Genomic DNA, 18,612 nt, shown 5'->3' on the forward strand with positions numbered 1-18,612 from the left:
TGAATATCTGACCAACCGGCTGAAAAGGCTATAATGTTTTCGTCGAAAAGGCTTTTTATTAGCGCCAGAAAGGTTAAAATTCACATGACTCCACGCTAATAAATGGCTGTACAAATAATCTACCGTTCAAAGGTGGTATAGATTAAGGAACACATAATGACACAAAATGAAGGTCCAGCATCGGTTATCCTGGATAACGTCACCAAGCTGATCCACAAAAAAGTTCATGCCGAAAACGTGTCGCTCGTTGAAACTTTTGCCAAAGCCTTGTACAGCAACATGTCTAAAGAGGACTTGGCACATCGTAACGACAGTGACTTATACGGAGCCGCATTGAGTCTTTGGAATTCTCTCGAAAAGAATGCCACTGACGATGCGGTTATTCGCGTTTTCAACCCTGAAGTGGCCAAAGATGGCTGGCAATCCTCTCACACGATCGTCGAGATCATCGCGAAAGACATGCCATTTTTGGTTGATTCTGTGCGCATGGCGCTTAGCCGCAAAAACATCGTGTCTCACTTACTGTTACATAGCCCGCTTAAAATCAAGCGCGACAGTAATAATAAGATCACTGCACTATCAAATTTAAAAGCAGATCAAGAATCTTCGTCGACCAAGACGGTGTTCTTCATCGAGATTGATCGTCAGACCGATACTAAGGCAATCAAAGCGTTTACCGAAGAACTGGAATCAGTATTGAAAGACGTGTCTGTGGCCGTTGAAGATTGGAAGCCAATCCGCGATAAGCTGGTTGCAGTCAGTAAAGAGATCCCAACACGTCATCATGACTGCACACAGGCAGAAGTAGATGAAGCGGTTGAGTTCCTTGAGTGGCTATCTTCAGATAACTTCACCTTTATGGGCTATCGTCAGTACGACCTTGTGCCTGTACAAGGGGATCACGAATTACGAGCAGTGCCAGATACGAGCCTGGGTTTGATGAAAAACTCAAGTCATGATGGCGGTCGTCTGCTTTCAGAACTGCCAGAAGTAGCCCGTAAAGAAGCGCGCAGTAAAAACTTGCTGATTTTAACCAAGACTAATTCATTGTCTCGTGTTCATCGTCCAGCTTACATTGATTATGTGGGTATCAAGCGTTTTGACGCGCAGGGCAATGTGGTCGGCGAAGACCGCTTCATTGGATTGTTCTCATCAAGTTTCTATAACAATAGTGCCGCAGATGTGCCCGTCCTGAAGAGCAAGATCCAACGCATTATGGAGCAATGTGATTTTGCAGAAGGTACACACGCATATAAGGCCGTGCTGAACTTGCTTGAAACTTATCCTCGCGATGAGTTAGTTCAGGCACGTGAAGCCGAGCTACTGGAAGTTGCGACTGGCGTATTGCAAATTCAGGAACGCGACATGTGTCGTCTGTTCGTTCGCCGTGATGTATATGGACGCTTTTTCTCATGTATGGTTTACGTACCACGTGAGCGCTATAACACGGCACTACGTCGTGAAACTCAAAAGTTATTGGCAGATGCATTTAAGTCCAATGAAAAAGTTGAGTTTACGACCTTTTTCTCAGAGTCCACACTGGCGAGAACGCATTATATCGTACGTGTGGCAGATAACAGTATTAAGTACAACGTGAAAGACATCGAAAATAACTTGGCAGAAGCCGCTCGCACTTGGGAAGATAAACTACAGTCAGCATTACTTGGCAGTAATGGTGAAACCCGTGGTAACGAGCTAAACCGCAAATATGCCAATGCGTTCCCTCACTCTTACAAAGATCAGGTTTTGCCTAGTGCTGCTGTGGTTGACATCGAGAAGTTGGAGCAACTGAGCGATGAGAAGAAGCTGGAAATGCTGTTCTATCGTCCTCAGGAAGAAGCAAACAGTGAAATCGTTCGCTTGAGCCTGTTCCACAAAGATGTACCAATTCACCTGTCTGATGTAATGCCAATGCTGGAAAACTTTGGTCTGCGTGTCATTGGTGAAACGCCTTACGCAATCAAGAGCAGTGATGGTCAGGTAAACTGGATCATGGATTTCTCCATGATGATCGACTCTAAAGGCATTGCCGATTTCGATAAAGTGTCAGCACGTTTTCGTGCCGCATTGACCAATGTTTGGAACAACCGTCTGGAAAGCGATGGCTTTAACCGCATGGTATTGCTAGGCGGAATGACAGGCCGTGAAGCGTCTATCTTACGTGCATACGCAAAATATATGCGCCAGATTGGTGTGACATTCTCGCAATCTTATATCGAAAATACCTTTGAGCATTATCCACACATTGCAGCGCAAATTGTTGAGCTGTTTGTGAAGAAGTTCTCTCCAGCCAAGAAAGCGGCACAAAAGACGCTGGACAAGCTGATTGAGAAGATCTATCAGGAACTGGAAAACGTTGCTAACCTGGATGACGACCGCATCATTCGCATGTACGTTGATATGATCAATGCCACATTGCGCACTAACTTCTACCAAAAAGAAGCGGACGACAGCAACAAGTCTTATGTCTCGTTCAAGGTTAATCCGCGTGCCATCCCTGACATGCCGTTGCCGTTGCCTGCGTACGAAATATTTGTCTACTCTCCGCGCGTAGAAGGTGTGCATTTACGTGGTGGTAAAGTCGCGCGTGGTGGTTTACGTTGGTCTGACCGCCGTGAAGATTTCCGTACTGAGGTACTGGGTCTGGTTAAGGCACAGCAGGTTAAAAACACCGTAATCGTACCGGTTGGTTCTAAAGGTGGATTTGTTTGTAAGCAGCTGCCAAGTGACCGTGAAGCCTTCTTTAAAGAAGGTCAGGAATGCTACAAGATGTTCATCCGCGGTTTGTTAGATATCACAGACAACATCATCCATGGTGAAATCGTGCCACCAGTTGACGTTGTACGTCACGACGAAGATGACCCATATCTGGTTGTTGCTGCCGACAAAGGCACCGCGACTTTCTCTGATATCGCGAACGGCATCGCTGAGGAATACAATTTCTGGTTGGGTGATGCATTTGCCTCTGGTGGTTCAATTGGTTATGACCACAAGAAAATGGGGATTACAGCCAAAGGTGCGTGGGAGTCAGTTAAACGTCATTTCCGTGAAATGGACATCGACTGTCAGACCACAGATTTCACCGCGGTAGGTATCGGTGACATGGGCGGTGACGTATTTGGTAATGGTATGTTGCTTTCTAAGCACATTCGCCTGCAGGCAGCCTTTAACCACATGCACATCTTTATCGATCCGAACCCGGATGCGGCAAGCTCTTATGTAGAACGTGAACGTCTGTTCAATCTGCCTCGCTCGAGCTGGGAAGATTACAACAAAGAGCTGATCTCTGAAGGCGGTGGTGTCTTCTCTCGTGCGGCTAAGTCAATTAACCTGACAGCTGAAATGAAGAAGATGCTGGGCACCAAAAAAGCCAGCATGACCCCTAACGAGCTAATCAAAGCCTTGCTTAAGATGCCAGCTGATCTGCTGTGGAACGGTGGTATCGGTACTTACATTAAAGCTAAGTCTGAATCCAATGCCGATGTAGGCGACCGCGCGAACGACGGCTTACGTATCGATGGTTCAGAGCTAGGTGCTAAGATCTTTGGTGAAGGTGGTAACCTGGGTGCAACGCAACTGGGTCGTATCGAGTTTGCCGAGAAGGGCGGGCGCATTAACACCGACTTCATTGATAACGTAGGTGGCGTGGCTTGTTCGGATAACGAAGTAAACATCAAGATCCTGTTGAATGGCCTGGTAGCAGAAGGCGACCTGACCAAGAAACAGCGTGATGAGCTGCTATATGCCATGACGGACGAAGTGTCTGAGCTGGTACTGGCTGACTGTTACCGCCAGACGCATACTCTGTCTATCACTAAGTCGAAAGGTCCGGCAACACTGAAAGAGAAGATCCGCTTTATCCATGCACTGGAGAAAGAGGGTAAACTGGACCGTACGATTGAGTTCTTACCAACGGATGAAGAGTTGGCAGAGCGCGCAGCGGCTGGGTCTGATCTGACTCGTCCTGAGCTGTCTGTACTGGTTTCTTACTCTAAAATGGTATTGAAAGAATCTCTGGTTGTTGATGAAATTTCAGAAAACCCGTATTACCGTCAGCTGTTAGTGAATTCATTCCCAGTGCCACTGCGTGAACGCTTTAACGCGGCGATGGATAACCACCCACTGCGTAAAGAAATCATTGCGACGAAACTGGCTAATAACATTGTCAACGATATGGGTCTGAACTTCATGGTCCGTATGCACGAAGAAACGGGTGCTACGGAAGCTGAAATTGCGCTGTGTTATTCAATTGCCAGCGAAATTTTTGAAATGAAGGATACCTGGCAGTCAATTGCTGCACTGGATAACCAGATCCCATCAGCTGTTCAGACAGAAATGTTGTACCAGCTGCGCCGTACTGTACGTCGTACTACACGTTGGTTCCTGCGTCACCGTAACAAAGGTATGACGATTGAAGAAACTATCGCATTCTTTGCGCCGACGTTTGCAGATCTAAGCAATAATCTGAACAACTACATGGTTGAAGAAGAAAGTGCACGTCTGGCAGAGAAAGCCGATGCGCTTATTGCACAAGGTGTACCAGAGCAAATCGCTATGCGTATCGTTTCTCTGTCTAGTCTGTTCTCTGTAATGGATCTGGCAGAAGTGGCTGCAAGCTCTGGCCGTGCCATTGATGTGGTGTCTAACACTTACTTCAAACTGGGTGCGAACATGGGTCTACACTGGTTCCTTGACCAGATCACGGCACAACCGGTTGCCAACCACTGGCAGGCGCTGGCACGTGCCTCTTACCGTGAAGAGCTAGACTGGCAGCAACGCGCATTGTCTGAAGTTGTTCTGAACAGCTTTGAGGGCGATGATCACGATGTCGATTCACTGATCAATCAGTGGATGGAAAATCAGTCAACGCTATTGCTACGTTGGCAGCAAATGCTGGCTGAGTTCAAGACGTCGCAGAGTCATGACTTTGCCAAGTTCTCAGTGGCATTGCGTGAACTAATGTTGTTGAGTCACAACTGTGACACTTCCAAATAGAAAATAACCCGTTAAAATACCCCGGCTTTGCTGGGGTATTTTTTTATCCCAGATTTGAAATTGATACCAAGTCGTTGCATTGAATAACTAATCTGAGGCAAGACAGCCTTGGCGATAACCTGGCAAAGATTTGGCTGTTTGATGTACTAAATAGCAATTTTTTACACAGTCAGCGGCAAGTTTTATCCAGCAAATCAGATATGCGCGAATGCTGATTGGTGTCATACGTTACTAGGAACTTAAGGAGTCTCAATGTTTTATGATTTAGCGCGTCGCTATATGTTCAGTAAAGATGCCGAGTGGGCTCATGATTTTGCACTCGGAAATTTACGCCGCTTCGCGAATACCCCATTAAGTATGGCCTGGTCACAGTCACTTCCAAAGAAACCGGTTAATTTCCTTGGCCTGGAGTTTGACAACCCAGTTGGGTTAGCTGCGGGACTCGATAAAAATGCGGAATGTATTGATGCCTTTAGTCAGATGGGTTTTGGCTTTATTGAGGTGGGTACGGTTACACCCAGGCCTCAGGCTGGCAATGATAAACCGCGCATATTTCGTTTGCCAGATGCTAATGCCATCATTAACCGCATGGGCTTTAATAACAAGGGGGTTGATAATCTGGTTGCGAATGTCAAAGCAGCTAGTTATCAGGGGATCCTGGGTATCAATATTGGTAAAAATAAGGACACACCAAACGAGCAGGGGAAGGACGACTATATCCATTGCATGCGTAAGGTATTTGAACACGCGTCATATATCACAGTGAACATTTCCTCGCCCAATACGCCTGGATTAAGGGATTTGCAGTACGGTGAAGCATTAGATGACTTGTTACAAAGTCTGAAAAATGAACAGGTCGATTTGATTGAGAAGCACAAGAAATCTGTACCTATGCTGGTTAAAATTGCCCCGGATGTAGACGCAGTGCAATTGCAGCAAATTGCCGAGTCATTAGTGAATAATCGCATCGATGGCGTTATTGCAACCAATACCACATTATCGCGTGAAGCAGTTAAAGGGCTAGAGCACGCCGAAGAGGCAGGTGGCTTATCAGGTCGTCCGGTACGTGAAAAGTCCACACAAGTTGTTAGTGAACTAAAACGAATGACTGAAGGCAAGCTACCTATTATTGGTGTCGGCGGGATCGACAGTGCCGCTGCGGCAAAAGAAAAGCTCAATGCGGGTGCGGATTTAGTACAGGTTTACACAGGTTTTATCTATGAAGGACCTCAGTTGATCAAAAAGATCGTCACAGAGATCTAATCGACTGTTTTGTAAGTAGTTGAATATTTTTGTAATTAATCTGTAATATATAGACGAATACAACAACGCCTCTCTAGAACGATCATTTTTTCGCGAGAATGATCGTTTTTTCCTTATAAAGATCATTTATATAGCGCAATGATCTAAAACAATTTGTTATTACAAAAGTTTTTACACTGTGATAATTCGCGATATACTTCTGATCAAGTCTTAAATACGTAACACATTGATATCCGGAGGTCAGTTTTGCAAGCATCCAAAGAGTGGCGTTGGATAAGATGTAGCCACAGAAACAGACTGCTTGTGGACTTAGGCGACGATCTTCAGTTATGTACGCCGTTTCGTCTAAGACAACTTACGGAAGACTCTCTGCACAGTGTTGATATGAGTGTGGATGAGGCCGCCTTCTATCGCAATGTATATGATTATTTACTCGGATTTAAAGTCTGGTCCGAGCCTCAATGTTGTCAAATCGCCCTTAATGCGACTGCGGCTAAGTTCCACCTGCTCCCCGTGCAAGCTAAAAGCTGGTTTTTCAAAAGCTATACCGGAGGTCAGCCTCTGGTTGATGCAGTTATCACATTGCACTCGAAATGCCAGCCTGGCGAGTTCTTGATTGTGGATCACAACCAAGAGAGCAGCCTGTGTATTAACCTTACTCATGGGTTTATGCTGGATGAAAACATTGAGCTTGAGCAATTTCAGGCCATCAAGGTTCTGAACGACCGAGTGCACCCTCTGATCCAAACACAAAAGCTGACACAAACTGCCTGATAGTGCTGCTTATCGCCTTAACTATGCGACAATGCACACATCCACTCTGATATCCCAGTCTGCTACTTGCTGTGTTATACTCGCTGCAATTGAAATTATTGAGTATTTACATTGCAGTTTATCGCCTTAACGTCTATCGGTATTGAAAACCTTTTGCTTGAAGAGCTTCAGTCTCAGGGGCTTGAAGTAGTCAAACAAACTGTCGGTTCAGTTCGCTTTACCGCGGATAGCCTGGCAGTTCAGAAATTCTGTATGACGACGCGTTTCGCGACGCGCGTGATGATGCTGATTGATGAGCATGAAAACATCAACAATAAAGATGACTTATATAAATTTGCTCGCTTTCAGGGCTGGCAGGAATGGTTTGGTCCAAAACAGACGTTTGCGATTGAATTCAATGGTACCAACCGGGAGCTGAAAAACACGCAGTTTTCCGGTTTGGTGATTAAAGACGCCATTGTTGATTATTTTCAGGACCTGTATGAGCAGCGTCCATCAGTCGATAAGCAGGATGCCAATGTTCGCGTTATCGCGAAGCTCAATAAGCAAAAGATTGCGCTTTATATCGATTATTCTGGTCCACGCTTGTCGGACAGAGGGTATCGTACCAAACAGGGGCGGGCACCTATCCGCGAAAATCTGGCTGCCGCTTTGGTGCAGCGCAGTGGCTGGCTGAGTGATACATCTAAACCTTTGTTTGATCCATGCTGCGGTTCAGGCACTTTACTGATTGAAGCAGTCAGTATGGCACTGAACATTCCCGCCAATCTGAATAAAGATTTTGCCTTTAAGCGACTACCCGGCTTTAGGGACGCCAAGTTTAAAGAACTAAAAAGTGAGCTGAAACAGGCTCAGGTGGATAAACCTTTGTGGGTCATCGGCCAGGATATTGATGCTCAGGTCTTGGACACCGCCAGAGGAAATGCGAAGCGAGCTGGACTAGAGGACAAGATCCGTTTTAGTGAAGGAGATGCTAGTAAACTGACCTGTGTTGCTAAGCGCCCGGGACATTATTAAGTAACTTACCGTATGGTGAACGCTTAGGGTCAATGGCGGAACTGATTAACCTATATCGTGGCATGGGTGAGCGTTTTAAAAAGCACTACAAAGATTGGTCTTTGGCGTTACTTGGTACAGACGAAGCACTGTTTAAAACCTTGAAGTTGTCATCAAAAAAGCGCTACAAGTTTAAAAATGGTCCTCTTGATGTTGCGTTGTATCTGTATGACATGGATGAGCGCCAGGTAGCACAAAATGAACAGTCTGGTGCGTTACATTTTGAACAATCTAGGGCGTTTGCTAACCGAGTTAAAAAGAACAAACAGTCATTAAAAAGCTGGCTTAAAAAAGAGCAGGTCCAGGCTTATCGCGTCTACGATGCGGATATTCCAGAGTATAATGTCGCGGTGGACGTCTATGGCGACAGCGCCGTCGTGTTTGAATATGCTGCACCCAAAGAAATAGATGAGCAGATTGCAAATAAGCGTCTTCAAGACATTATCACGCTCACAGCTGAGACCTTAGATATTGACCCCAGTAATATTGCGGTTAAGGTACGTAAGAAGCAAAAAGGTCAGGAACAGTACAATGCACTCAGTAAGCAAAACCGGGTGCAAGTGATTGAAGAATTCGGGGCTAAGTTTAAGGTTAACTTGTTCGACTATCTTGATACAGGGCTGTTCTTGGACCATCGACTCGCCAGACGCTATATTCAGCAAAACGCGAAGAACAAACGTGTTCTTAACCTGTTTGCTTATACCGGCAGTGCTTCAGTACACGCAGCACTAGGTGGAGCAAAAGCCGTAACAACGGTAGATATGTCAAAAACCTATCTAAAGTGGGCGGAGGAGAACTTTGCCTTAAATGAACTGCGAAACCCACGCTTCAGATTTGAGCAGGCTGACTGTCTCAAATGGCTTGAGCACGCACAAGGGCAATATGATCTAATCTTCCTCGACCCGCCGACCTTTTCGAACTCAAAGCGTATGAAGGACGTGTTTGATGTGCAGCGTGACCATATCCAGCTGCTTGAATGGGTTAAGAAAATTCTTAGTCCAGGTGGTACCTTGCTGTTTTCTAATAACAAGCGGGGCTTTAAGATGGATGAAGTTGGGTTGATGGGATTAGGTCTTAAGGCAGAGAATGTCTCAGATAAAACCTTATCGCCTGATTTCAAACGTAATAAGCAAATCCACAACAGTTGGTTGATCACCCATGGCTAAACTCACATTATTCTATACTGACGGCTGTCACCTTTGTGAGCAGGCTTATGAGCTGGTACTCAGGTGTGTAACCAGTGACGCCGTAATACATAAGGACATAGTGGACGATCCTCAGTTGATGGCCGAGTATCAGACCTCAATCCCTGTACTTAAGTTAACAGATAGCGCCAGAGCTTTGTTCTGGCCTTTTACAGAACAAGATATAAAAGAGTTGTTAAAGTAAGATGGATTTAATCAGAATTGCGAGAGCCCAGCTGGCTTTTGGTACTCATCCCTTGTTAGACCAAGCCGACGCGGTGATTGAAGCTGGAGAGCGGGTTTGTATTGTCGGGCGTAACGGTGCCGGAAAATCAACCCTATTAAAGGTACTTGATGGCCAGGTCCAACTGGATGATGGAGAAATCAACCGGGTATCGGGATTAAAAGTTTCACGGTTAGAGCAGGATCCGCCTAAGGGCGCACAGGGCAGTGTATTCGATTACGTAGCTGGCGGCCTTCCAGATATCGCTCAACTGCTAATTGACTACCATAACGTCAGTGAAGCCTTGCAGACCGATCACTCGAGTAGCCTTTTGAGTCGACTGGAGCGGTTATCTGCTGATATCGAAGCTAAGGATGCCTGGCGGTTTGAAAGCCGTATCAAGCTAGTTTTAACTCAGTTGCAGCTAACTGCCAATATGAAACTGGAAAAGTTATCTGGAGGCTGGCTGCGCAAAGTCGCTTTGGCCAAGGCTTTGGTAAGCGATCCAGATTTGTTACTGCTGGATGAACCGACCAACCACCTGGACATGAGTAGCGTTGAGTGGCTTGAGCAGTTTCTTAAAGAATTTAAGGGCGGCATTGTTTTTATATCGCACGACCGGGCATTTATTCGCGGTGTTGCGACCCGCATCCTCGATTTAGATCGCGGCAAGCTCATCTCCTATCCTGGAGATTATGCGAAATACCTAGAGCAAAAGGCGCACGATCTTAAAGTTGAAGAGGCGCAAAATGCACTGTTCGATAAAAAGCTTGCCGAAGAAGAGGCCTGGATCCGACAAGGGATCAAAGCACGACGCACACGCAACGAAGGACGAGTCAGAGCCCTCAAAGCACTGCGGGTTGAGCGTAAGCAGCGTGTTGAGCAAGTCGGTAAGACTGACTTTAACATAGAATCAGCTGAGCGCTCCGGTAAGTTGGTCTTTGAGGCACAACATATTGGTCATGCCTTCAAAGATAAGCGTATTGTGGATGACTTCTCGACACTGGTTATGCGCGGCGATCGAGTGGGTCTGATTGGTCCCAACGGGGTAGGTAAAACCACTTTACTGAAAATTTTATTTGGTGATATTGCACCAGATAACGGCAAAGTGAAGCAGGGTGTTAACCTTGAAGTAGCCTATTTTGACCAGTATCGGGAAAAGCTGGATGAGGAAAAGACCGTTCAGGACAATGTCGCGGAAGGCAAACAGGAAGTACAAATGGGGGGCCGAAGCCGCCATGTTCTGGGGTATCTGCAAGACTTCTTGTTCCCGCCAGCGAGAGCGCGCACGCCGGTTAAAGCATTGTCGGGAGGAGAGAAGAACCGCCTGCTGTTGGCCAAGCTATTCCTCAAACCTTCAAACGTTTTGGTACTCGATGAGCCGACCAATGACCTGGATATAGAAACACTGGAATTGCTGGAAGAAATCATTAACCAGTATCAGGGCACTATCTTGATTGTTAGCCATGACCGAGAGTTCATTGATAATACTTGTAACAGTGTGTGGGCGTTTGAAGGCGAAGGTAAAGTAACAGAGATTGTTGGTGGCTTTAGTGATTTTGAAGCTTACCGGGCGCAACGGCTTGAGCAGCAAAAAGCGTTGGAAAAGCTCGATAAGGAGAAGCAGCAAGCAAGCGATAACAAAAAGTCTGCCAATAAAAACAAATCCGGTAAGTTAAGCTACAAATTAAAGCTTGAACTGGAGGCGTTGCCGGGTAAAGTAGAGGCGCTGGAAAACGAGCTGGAAGAGCAGCAAAACTTGGTGAATTCACCGGAGTTTTTCAAGCAAGATCCTGAAACGACCCAAACCGCGTTGAACCATTTGGCCGACCTTGAGTCCAAGCTTGAAGCCGCGTTTGAGCGTTGGGAAGAATTAGAAGCATTACAGAATCAGTAGTAAGGATTGAAATGAAATATTCACTTATGGCCGCCAGCATTATTTTCGGCCTTTCTGGTCAGGCACTTGCCGCGACCTATAAACTCACTGAATTACCGACCAGTGATATAGGCAAAATGAACTATATCATTGACACTAACGAAAGCGGTGAAGCAATTGGACAAGTGACTGGCCTGTTCAAGTTACCCGTTGATACTTCCTATATTGACTTTGAAGACAGCTCTATCACCAACTTTTATGATTCTTACAAGAGGCTCCTGGAAGACAGAGAAGAAACCATTGACTTTACGTTGGATGACATAAAAAACGGTAACGTGCTTGAAACTAATGCAGAGGCACACAACTTTATGTTGAGTTACCTGCTATCTGGAACACAAAGCGCCAGCGCAGAGTTTCAGAAGATAGCCTCAGTATCTGGATTTGAATTTACCGGTACCAGTGTTAACCTTATCGACATATTTGATGTTGAATCAAGTGACTATGTCGGCTTAACGCGCTCTGTAAGTAACGCACTAACTGCGATTGCCGAAGATGGCACTATCGTTGGTTGGGGCTCTGCGCCGTACAGTAAAATTACCTTCACACCAGAGGGTGAAAGTGAAGCCAAAACCTATTTTGTGCGAGACTGGCATGCCCGTGGTATTGTGATTGCGCCCAGTGGTAAACGGGTGACGCTGGAACCTGCTTTCACTGAGTATGGTGGTTACAGCATAGCAACGGATATAACCCTAACTGATGAAGGGAACTACTTGGTTGTAGGGCAAGCGTCTGTTGGGTTACCTGAAAACAGCCAAACAACCATCACTGACAATTGTGATGATAAGGATGAACCAGAAGCTGTGTGCATCTGGCGTCAGAGCAGGTTAGTGTACGATTTACACGCCTACCAGTGGACGCTGGACAAAGATTTTAATGTTATCGAGTCAAAAGATCTCGGTATCGGTCTGGTGCGCAAAGACGATGAAAACAATCCGTTTTATAGTTCGGCATATGCTGTCAATAAAGCCGGTATTGTGGTGGGTAAATCTCGGGTCAGAATTGATGACAGCCTTAAGGCTTTTCAGGAGCCTGGCTATTATCAGGACGGACAGTTTTTTACTTTACGTGAGCACGATGACTACTACCAGTCAGGTAATGCCGTTGATATCAACAATAGTAATGTCATAGCAGGTTACGTTGGCAGACAAAATCAGAATACACTGTTTGACGTCAAAGGTTTTTATTACGATATGAACGACAAAGCCTTGGTTGAAATCCCAAGCTATTTCAATGGCTCAGATACTTACGTCAGAGATATTAATAATCAAGGCTATATGGTCGGTCAGGGTGAGACAGAGAAAAATGTTTCTAACCCGCGTAGTGAAGCATTTATGTATAAAATTGGTGATGAAAAGCTAACTAACATCAATGATTTACTACCTTGTAAGAGCGATGAATTCCCGTATACCGTCGCGGAAGCCATCCGCATAACAGACGATAATACGATTTACGCGGTAGCAACCAAAACGGTTAAAAAGCTGGACACGCTCGGCAATGTGGACAAGGACAGTGATGGCAATGAAGACTCAGAATCTGTTGTGATCCCAGTCGTATTGACCAAGACTGGTAGCACTGAAATTGATCAATGTGTTGCACCCGAAGCTGAAACTTACGAGCGTCAGTCAGGAACACTGAGCTGGCTGTCATTGCTTGCGCTTCCATTGGTATGGGGGCGTCGCAGACGCCGCAAATAATAAACATCTTTAAGGGCTCAGCCTTCAGTGGCTGCGCCCTGATTTTTTATTTCAAAACGCCACTTATAACCTCACCGCTGGCTGCTTTTAATCGTAAATTGTCTGTCAGAAGACATCTCGCCAATATCTACATTCTAGTTTTCCGCAGAACTGTATAGAAATCCTACGAGACAACACGCCTAGCAATGGCCAATTTACCTGCTTTATGCTTCTGTAATCGCTCAAATTATAATTTTTTATTGTTTTCAGTCTAACTCGTGTGGTTATTTCGTACTCTTTCTTCTGCTACGCGTTAGCGTATTTGATCCCATAGAAAGTAACAGATACGAAAGCGGGTAGTTTTAAAGTGCTAGTTTTTGGCTTAAATGTCGCCCTTATGTCTGTTCTTACCAGCACTCTTTGTAAACATTAAGTTCCACCTGGCAACGTTCCAAATATATGGTTATTCATAAAAGTGCAACAAATAAATAATCTTTATTATAAACAAAGAGATAATGATATTTCTGAGTGATTGCGAGAGCTGAGTTTAAGTAAATATGTACTAGATTATTATTATTTGCTAGTCACTTGTTATGTTTTTTTGCGTCGATACACTGCCTCCGCCTGCACCGATGATAGGGAATTACTTCATTTCCATTGACGTCAGGTTAAAAATAAAAACAAGTGAGGATGCATTTATGCAACTAGTTAACATGAAAAAGCCAACTATTAAGTTCAGCGCAATAGCACTGGCATTAGCTGCACATTACGCGCATGCAGAAGTGGATTGTGGCGAATTACCAAAGTGGCGAGCAGGTCAGGTATATACTGCTGGTCAACAGGTGCAACAAGATAACATTGCCTACACTGCAAATTGGTGGAACCGTTCATCACCTAAGCTGCGCTCTGGCCAATGGCAGGAGTGGCGCAAACAGGGAGAATGTCTCGGGGCTGAGCAACCTAATCAATCACCTGTGATTAAGCTGAAGCAGCCCGATAGTGATATGAAAGTGACTGAAGGTGAAAAGCTTCTGTTCGTTTTTAGTGCGCATGACAGCGACGGCGTCGTCAAGCAGGTTTCTGTATATCACAATGACGCTTTGGTTAAAGTACTGGACCATGCTCCTTATGTGCTTAACTGGAAGGCACGCGTCGGGGATCACGTTTTCCATGCTGTTGCGATTGATGACGATGGTGCAAAGTCGGTATCGGCAAAACACACTGTGCAGGTTATAGCCGTACCGCCGGAAGAAAAAAATACCGCACCTGTTTCACGGCTGACAGCTGAACTGCCCAGTGAACTGGAAGTTGGTAGTGTGGTTCGCCTCACATTGCGAAGCCATGACAAAGAAAATGACGGTTTAACTCAGGTACTGACGCTAAATGGGGAAGAGGTTAAACGTACAGAACTGACTGAGGCGCATTATGAGTGGTCAGCTGCGTCAGCGGGTCGTCATGAGTTTACTTTGCAGGCAACGGACGAGCATGGACTGGTGTCTGAGTCCATTCGCCGTACCTTTATCGTAAAAGAAACTGGGAACGATCAAACAAACCAGCTGGACTGTTTGCCCGCCGGTCTATATCGCACACCCGGCGTAACCAGTGCCTATTGTGATGTATACGATAGCGAAGGTCGGGAAAAAATGGGGACTGATCATCCTCGGCGCGTGATTGGTTACTTTACCAGCTGGCGTCATGGTAAAAATGGTCAGCCAAGTTATCTGGTCAATGATATTCCCTGGGACAAGATCACCCACATTAACTATGCCTTTGCTCATGTAAATAGCCGAAATGAGCTAAGCATTGGCGACCCTAAAGCTGAGGGCAACGCTGCAACCAATATGACCTGGCCGGGTGAGGTGGGCGCCGAAATGGACCCAAGTTTGCCCTATACTGGTCACTTTAACTTATTGAATCGTTACAAAAAGCAGTATCCACACGTCAAAACCATGATCTCAGTTGGTGGCTGGGCTGAAACGGGCGGTTACTTCGATGAAGCCGGTAAGCGCGTCAACAGTGGCGGGTTTTACACTATGACCACCCATGCCGACGGCAGTGTTAATCACGAGGGGATAAAAGCCTTTGTTGCCAGCTCTGTAGCCTTCTTACGTCAGTACGGTTTTGATGGTCTGGACATTGACTACGAATACCCGTCCTCGATGAAGGACTCGGGCCATCCTGAAGATTTTGAGATCAGCAACCAGCGTCGTGCTGGCCTGAATAAGTCTTATCAGGTGCTGATGAAATCTTTGCGTGAAGCGCTGGATAAAGCGGGTGAGCAGGATGGTAAGCACTATATGCTAACCATTGCCTCTCCGTCCTCAGGCTATTTGCTAAGAGGAATGGAAACTTTCCAGACTGCGCAATATCTCGACTTTGTTAACATCATGAGTTACGACCTGCACGGCGCCTGGAACGACCATGTCGGCCACAATGCGCCTTTGTATGACACGGGTAAAGACACCGAGCTGAAAACCTGGAATGTCTATGGTACCAAAGAGTTCGGCGGAATCGGTTATCTCAACACAGACTGGGCCGTGAATTATTTCAGAGGTGCATTGCCTGCGGGGCGGATCAACATAGGTATTCCATATTACACCCGTGGATTTAAGGATGTACGTGGTGGTGAGAATGGCCTCTGGGGTCGTGCGCCATTGCCTGATCAAAACGCCTGTCCGAAAGGAACAGGGATCGGTGAGAAGAACAAATGCGGTAATGGTGCGATTGGCATAGACAACCTCTGGCACGACATAGAAAATGGACAAGAAGTTGCAGCAGGTTCTAACCCCTTATGGCATGCAAAGAACTTGCAACATGGTATCAACCCAAGCTACCTGACAGACTATGGCCTGACGCCTGCCACAGACTCGGATGATGTGCTGCTTGGCGACTATGTGCGGCATTACGATGACATCGCTGTCGCGCCCTGGCTGTACAATGCACAGAAAAAAGTTTTTCTGTCCATGGAAGATACCGAATCCATGCAGACTAAGCTCAATTATGTGGTTGAAAAAGGCCTGGGTGGCGTGATGTTCTGGGAGCTTGCCGGCGACTTCGACTACCATGCGGATAAAGGTGAGTACTTCATGGGCTCGACCATGACTAGCCTTGCCTACAACACCTTCAATCAAGATGGTACCGACTACGCAACGGCACAAGGTGATGCCGAGTTTGTTGTGCCTGAGTCAGCGGTTGATATTCGCTTTGATGTCAAAGACTTCCCAGTTGGTGATCAGAACTACCCGATCAGACCTACATTCGCATTCACTAACCACTCAGAGCTGGACCTGAGCGGCGCAACTATCAGCTTCAATGTACCAGTCTCAACCTCTGCGATTTTCAAGTCCAACTGGAATGCCCGCAAAAAGCTGGGTATGAAAGTAGAGCAAGATGCCAGCAACACACGCGGTAATAACATTGGTGGCTTTGACAACGAATTCCATCGTTTCTCAATTACCCTGAAAAACGAGTGGGGTGGTCAGCTGGAGTCGTTTAAGCCGGGGGAGACCGTAAATGCTCAGGTGATGTACTACATGCCTATCACGGGACCGGTCAACTTTGTCATCGAAAAAGACGGCAAGCAATACGCCTTCAGTAGCGAATACCCCGAATTACCTGTAGCGAAAAAGTCGGACGACACATCCGGTGGTAATCCACCATCCGGCACGCTTTGTGAAGGCGTTGAGCTGAGTAATATCAACCAATATCCACAGTGGCCTCGCACTAATTGGGCAGGTACACCGAGTCATGCGCTCGGTGGCGACATGCTGATCCATAACGGTTACGTCTACAAAGCAAAGTGGTGGACCAATGCTACGCCATCCAATGGTGGTGCCTGGCAGCAGGTTTGCTCGCTGTAATCCTCAACAAATAGCGGTGGCATAACTGCCACCGCAGGAGATATCCCTATGAAATATAATAAAACCCTGTCGGCTATGGCCGTGGGGATGATCTTGGCTGCTGCCAATCAGGCATTAGCGCACGGCTATATGGACTTTCCTAAGGCCCGCCAGGCGATTTGTCAGGAGCAGGGCGGATTCTGGTGGCCAAAAGATGGTTCCAAAATCCCCAATGCAGCTTGTCGTGCCGCATTTTTGAAATCCGGCCATGTGCAGTTTATCCAGAAGCATGAATTTGCCGTCAATACAGCAGAGTTTAACGATCAAAGTGCGGTTGAGGCGAACATTCCCGATGGGACTTTATGCCATGCTGGCGATAAAAATAAAGCCGGCATGGGTTTACCCTCAAAAGACTGGCAGAAAACCCCTGTGACGGTCGATGGTCAGGGGAAAATCAAGATACGCTATCGCGCCACGACGCCGCACAACCCGAGTTTCTGGCAGTTCTATCTGACCAAGCCGGGTGTTGATTTTGAAAACAAAGCGCTCAGCTGGACCGATCTGGAACTGGTGCAAAGCCATGGCAACATTGACTTTTTTATGGCACCTGACGGTAAACGTTACTACGAGATGACAGTGGCCATACCTGACAAGTTTTCAGGCGATGCTGTTCTGTACAGCCGCTGGCAACGGGACGATGTGGTCGGAGAAGGTTTTTATAACTGTAGTGACATTACTATCATCAGAGACGCTGAACCCCAGCCGCCACAAAGCTGGCACAGCGCCGGGTATTATTTGCGTCAGGGGCAGCAGGCCAATATTGGCGACACGGTCTGGCTGCGGGCGTTCGACGGCAATGGTAAAGAGCTTATTCAGGAAAAACTCACCATTTCTGAGCAGCGCCTTGCCGACTGGCCAGCGTATTTTGCGACTCAACTCAATGAGGCGTTTACTGCACTGATCCGCATTGGGGTGCAAGATGAGCATGGCAATATTCACTTTGATGCAACCAACCTGGCGAGCAATCAGGTTTTTGTGAGCGACCAGGCGTATACCTTTAATCTCAGTGTGGTTACCAAGCCTGTGAATACGCCACCCACAGTGCATACCCCGGCTATATTGACGGTGCAAGAAGGACAAAGCGCACATTTGCATGTGCATGCCTTTGATGATCAACAAAGCAGACTGGATTTCGACTGGCAGTTGCCCGCCCAAGTCAGTTACACCGGCAACGGCGCAACCATCACAGTCACGGCTCCACAGGTGGATAAAGACACGCAATTTAGCGGCAAAGTCACTGTTTCCGACGGGCAACTTAGCACCTCAGTCAATCTGGTCATTGCCGTGACCAACCAAAATGATACCCCGACGCCCCCCGATAGTGATGCCTGGCAGGCGGATAAGGTCTATACCGGTGGAGACATTGTCAGCTTTAACGGCAGCCAATATCGCGCCAAATGGTGGGTTCGCGGGCAACGTCCCGATACAAGCCATGCCTGGGAGCGCATAGCGTCACCTTCTGAACCAAAAGACCTATGGCAAGCCTCTGCGGCTTATACCGGCGGTACAATTGTGCGCTATCAGGGCGAGCGTTATCAGGCGCGCTGGTGGACCCGAGGCCAGCAACCTGGCAAACACAGCGTGTGGAAAAAACTATAACAACGAACGA

At 46.7% G+C, this 18,612-nt stretch carries 8 protein-coding genes and 1 pseudogene; all 9 read left to right on the plus strand.

The features are described from left to right. The first annotated feature begins 156 nt into the window (after window positions 1–156). The 9 genes and pseudogenes from ELR70_RS13675 (at window position 157) to ELR70_RS13715 (ending at window position 18,602) form a co-directional block, all read left to right on the plus strand. A complete protein-coding gene (locus tag ELR70_RS13675) occupies window positions 157–4,995 on the plus strand; it encodes an NAD-glutamate dehydrogenase (protein WP_054017156.1) in 4,839 nt (1,612 codons plus the stop codon). 252 nt (window positions 4,996–5,247) lie between these two features. Next, a complete protein-coding gene (gene pyrD, locus ELR70_RS13680) occupies window positions 5,248–6,258 on the plus strand; it encodes a quinone-dependent dihydroorotate dehydrogenase (protein WP_054017157.1) in 1,011 nt (336 codons plus the stop codon). A gap of 246 nt (window positions 6,259–6,504) precedes the next feature. Beyond that, window positions 6,505–7,032: a cell division protein ZapC domain-containing protein gene (locus ELR70_RS13685; protein WP_082353334.1), complete on the plus strand. Its 528-nt coding sequence runs from the start codon at window positions 6,505–6,507 to the stop codon at window positions 7,030–7,032. 111 nt (window positions 7,033–7,143) lie between these two features. Then, window positions 7,144–9,254 (plus strand): annotated as a pseudogene (gene rlmKL, locus ELR70_RS13690) (bifunctional 23S rRNA (guanine(2069)-N(7))-methyltransferase RlmK/23S rRNA (guanine(2445)-N(2))-methyltransferase RlmL). Then, window positions 9,247–9,477 carry a glutaredoxin family protein gene (locus tag ELR70_RS13695; protein WP_054017159.1) on the plus strand — a complete coding sequence of 77 codons (231 nt, stop codon included), beginning with the start codon at window positions 9,247–9,249 and terminating at the stop codon, window positions 9,475–9,477. The pseudogene rlmKL and the gene ELR70_RS13695 overlap by 8 nt, the downstream one beginning before the upstream one ends. Before the next feature lies 1 nt (window position 9,478). Continuing rightward, window positions 9,479–11,392, plus strand: coding sequence for an ABC transporter ATP-binding protein (locus ELR70_RS13700; RefSeq protein ID WP_054017160.1), 1,914 nt, complete (start codon window positions 9,479–9,481; stop codon window positions 11,390–11,392). An 11-nt stretch (window positions 11,393–11,403) separates the two neighbouring features. Further along, a complete protein-coding gene (locus ELR70_RS13705; protein ID WP_054017161.1) occupies window positions 11,404–13,125 on the plus strand; it encodes a DUF3466 family protein in 1,722 nt (573 codons plus the stop codon). 677 nt (window positions 13,126–13,802) lie between these two features. Further along, window positions 13,803–16,964 carry a glycosyl hydrolase family 18 protein gene (locus ELR70_RS13710; RefSeq protein WP_054017162.1) on the plus strand — a complete coding sequence of 1,054 codons (3,162 nt, stop codon included), beginning with the start codon at window positions 13,803–13,805 and terminating at the stop codon, window positions 16,962–16,964. 48 nt (window positions 16,965–17,012) lie between these two features. Then, window positions 17,013–18,602 (plus strand): lytic polysaccharide monooxygenase, encoded by a 1,590-nt coding sequence (locus ELR70_RS13715; protein ID WP_054017163.1) that lies wholly within the window; start codon window positions 17,013–17,015, stop codon window positions 18,600–18,602. Window positions 18,603–18,612 lie beyond the last annotated feature (10 nt).

The organism is Pseudoalteromonas sp. R3 (assembly GCF_004014715.1).
GTDB lineage: Bacteria > Pseudomonadota > Gammaproteobacteria > Enterobacterales > Alteromonadaceae > Pseudoalteromonas.

Bases quoted from the DNA above. Each gene is read 5' to 3' on its own strand.
- ELR70_RS13700 (WP_054017160.1), top strand. From the start codon at position 9,479: ATGGATTTAATCAGAATTGCGAGAGCCCAGCTGGCTTTTGGTACTCAT.
- ELR70_RS13695 (WP_054017159.1), top strand. From the start codon at position 9,247: ATGGCTAAACTCACATTATTCTATACTGACGGCTGTCACCTTTGTGAG.
- pyrD (WP_054017157.1), top strand. From the start codon at position 5,248: ATGTTTTATGATTTAGCGCGTCGCTATATGTTCAGTAAAGATGCCGAG.
- ELR70_RS13675 (WP_054017156.1), top strand. From the start codon at position 157: ATGACACAAAATGAAGGTCCAGCATCGGTTATCCTGGATAACGTCACC.
- ELR70_RS13710 (WP_054017162.1), top strand. From the start codon at position 13,803: ATGCAACTAGTTAACATGAAAAAGCCAACTATTAAGTTCAGCGCAATA.
- ELR70_RS13705 (WP_054017161.1), top strand. From the start codon at position 11,404: ATGAAATATTCACTTATGGCCGCCAGCATTATTTTCGGCCTTTCTGGT.
- ELR70_RS13715 (WP_054017163.1), top strand. From the start codon at position 17,013: ATGAAATATAATAAAACCCTGTCGGCTATGGCCGTGGGGATGATCTTG.